Source organism: Proteiniclasticum sediminis, from assembly GCF_018128025.1.
GTDB classification, from domain to species: Bacteria; Bacillota; Clostridia; order Clostridiales; family Clostridiaceae; genus Proteiniclasticum; species Proteiniclasticum sediminis.
This window is the reverse complement of sequence record NZ_JAGSCS010000041.1, coordinates 1-2,806: the sequence shown is the minus strand read 5'-3', so window position 1 is coordinate 2,806 and position 2,806 is coordinate 1. Positions and strand designations below refer to the sequence as shown.

Sequence of the window (2,806 nt, the reverse complement as noted above, 5' to 3'; positions counted from 1 at the left end):
AGCTGCCGGACGTATCTGCTGGGAAACTGGGCGGAAATCCAGAACCGTCACCTTCCAGGCTATGTGGAATGCAGTGCGGAAGGCCATGTCAGCCATGTACTGTCGCATCGCTTGAGTTCCAGGCCCTTATCCTGGAGCAAACTAGGGGCCGAAAACATTGCCAAACTCCGGGTGTACACCCGGAATGGAGGCTCTATTCGGGGACTCCTCAATTCCAACAAGGAAAAGAAGCTAGAGACGATTCAGCCGATAAAGCTGGATTCGGAGACCCTACGGAAGAAAAAACAGGGCTATGCAGGGTTTTCGACCAATATCACAATCTTGGATATCGGTAAACGGACCACCATGTACAAATTCTTTAAGGCACTTCGTTCTGCCTAAAAGTAAACAACGGGGAGATGCTCTCAAATTTCAACCAACAGTAAGTTGACACGATCGTTCGAAGGAAGAGAATAGTCAGGGCTAAGTTCCCCATGGTATAATTGGACTTATTTAAGAGGTATATCAAGAGCCCTAATCCATGATTCTTCAGGAGATCAATTCGGGCGTGAAATTCGCAACTCAGAAATCTATCCATGAAAGTGAGGAATAATGATGATCATCGACAAACTCCAAAACATTGAAAAGTACGAAATGCTTCTTCCGGAGCTGGCTCTGGCCCTGGAGGCCATGAAGCCCCAGCTGGAACAGATGGAAGTGGGCAACTACACCTTCGGAAACGGATACTTCATGGTCCAAAAAGGGGAAGCTAAGCCACTGGATGTGGGGATCTTCGAAGCGCACCGCAAGTTCATCGATATCCAGATTGTCATTCAGGGGAGTGAACTTCTTTCGTGGAATGAGCTGGAAGATCTCACGTTGGTGACGCCTTATCATGATGCCCACGATGTGGCATTTTATGAGGGAAAAGAAGAGCATCAGATGCTCATTACCCCGGGGATGTTCTATGCCGTGTTCCCCACCGATGGCCATAAATCCGTACGAACCCTTGAGGGGATCGAGCATTTTGCCAAAATTGTGGTAAAACTTCCGGTGGAGTAGGTACTAGAGCGAACCCCCCAGAGGTTACAATAGATGTGGAAAGTTGAAGACTCCTCCTTTGGATAGACAGTGCAATCAATACTGTCTGCCCGAAGGGGGAATCTTTTTTTGACACAGAAGAAGGTCTTGGAGGGGAAGAGTTGTGATTTTGTTGACAAAAAACATAACATGTTATAAACTTAAACTCATAACATGTTATGTAAAAGGAGAAAATGATGAACTTAACTGGAATTCCTGATAAATATGCCATTTATGGAATGCTATTTTCTGTAAGCAATCGGTTGCAAACTTTTGGGGATAAACTCTTTACAGACATGACGATGAAGCAGCATTTTCTCATGATAAGTTTGGGGATGTTTGATCAACCACCCTCTCTCAAAGAAATGGCGGAGATCAATGGTTCTTCCTATCAGAATATCAAAAGAATGGCAAACCAATTGGAGAAAGCAGGATATCTAAAAATTCTTCCCGATAGCCATGACAAGCGAAAACAGCGGCTGGTGTCCACAGGGAAGTTTGAAGAGCTGGCCACAGCACTTCAGGATGTGACAGCCAACATGATGGATACGTTGTTTCAGGGGCTTTCCCAAGAGGATTTGATCACCACATTAAAGACCTTGGTGAAGATGGATCAGAATCTTGGCGGAATGATGAAAATCGCAGAGAATCAGGCGTAAATAATCCATAGTCATGGATGAAATAGTGAGGGATTGAATCATGAAAAAGAGGAGAAGACTCGTGATGATTGTCATAGGCGTTATTTTCGTACTTGTGGGATTTCTTTTGATCTACTGGAATATTTCCTACTCCCCCTTTAAAGCAACCTTTGACAAAGAAATGCAAGAGCGGCTTAGTCAAGTGACGCCGGCCGATGAAGTCTGCCGGCAGGAGGAAATCGATGCGCTTCCACAAGCGCTGAAAGAGTACAGCGAGAAGATCGGGCTTGTGGGCAGCCCAAAGCACCACGCCGTGAACATCGTTTTTCCGAACACCCGGTTCGTGTTTGACAGCGAAAAGAATATGGTTCTGACCATGGATTATGACCTTTGGCTTCTCAGTGATGAACCTTTCCGCAGTGCCTTTATCACCTCCAGCATGGGTGGAGTTCCCTTTGACGGCATAGACTACTGCTAGGACAATAACGAGGGCGGCATGAAGGGCATGGTGGGCAAAGCAGTGGAGATTTTTGACACCCATAACGCACAAATGTATAAAGCGGGATTGATCTCCTGGCTTGCGGAAGGGGCGTGCATCAATCCATCGATCCTGCTTTCAGACTATGTCACCTATAAGGAGATCAATAACACCCATGTGGAGGCCACGGTGACCTACCACGGCGTCGAGGGAACCGGAGTCTTTGCCTTTGGTGAGGATGGACTTCTCCAAAGCTTTGAAAGTGACGAACGACAGGAGGAAGAGATTCAGGGGGTGATGACTCCCATCGGCTGGCGGGCGGAGTACAAAGACTACCAAGAAACCAATGGGCTTCTGATTCCAAGGATTATGCAGGCGGTTAAAGTCTATCCCGACAGGGAAGTGGTATATTTTGACTCCAGCAACATGGACATCACCTACTACAAATAGGGAATATTTCGGAATGCGCGCTGGGGTTTTGATCGCAGGCATGTGGGATGATCAGGAATGACCTTTGGAGGAAGTTATGGATAAGCAGGTTACCCGTCAGTTTTTCCCGACTTTTACAGTTTGCAAGAGTAAAAAACCTCTCAAACCATTTAAAATCAGTGGTTTGAGAGGTTTTTCCATG

The 2,806-nt window shown here is 46.3% G+C and carries 3 protein-coding genes and 1 pseudogene; all 4 read left to right on the top strand.

Translation table 11 applies throughout. The features are described 5' to 3' along the window. Positions 1-381: UPF0236 family transposase-like protein (locus KCG48_RS15100; RefSeq protein WP_211802859.1), on the top strand; the 381-nt coding region annotated here is incomplete at its 5' end. A gap of 210 nt (positions 382-591) precedes the next feature. Next, positions 592-1,041, top strand: coding sequence for a YhcH/YjgK/YiaL family protein (locus tag KCG48_RS14325; RefSeq protein WP_211802858.1), 450 nt, complete (start codon positions 592-594; stop codon positions 1,039-1,041). Positions 1,042-1,253: 212 nt separating this feature from the next. Next, positions 1,254-1,718, top strand: coding sequence for a MarR family winged helix-turn-helix transcriptional regulator (locus KCG48_RS14320; protein WP_230977163.1), 465 nt, complete (start codon positions 1,254-1,256; stop codon positions 1,716-1,718). Positions 1,719-1,758: 40 nt separating this feature from the next. Continuing rightward, positions 1,759-2,625: pseudogene (locus KCG48_RS15025) on the top strand (DUF6544 family protein). Positions 2,626-2,806: the final 181 nt, after the last annotated feature.

Coding starts and splice junctions, on each gene's coding strand:
- KCG48_RS14325 (WP_211802858.1), top strand. CDS start 592: ATGATGATCATCGACAAACTCCAAAACATTGAAAAGTACGAAATGCTT.
- KCG48_RS14320 (WP_230977163.1), top strand. CDS start 1,254: ATGATGAACTTAACTGGAATTCCTGATAAATATGCCATTTATGGAATG.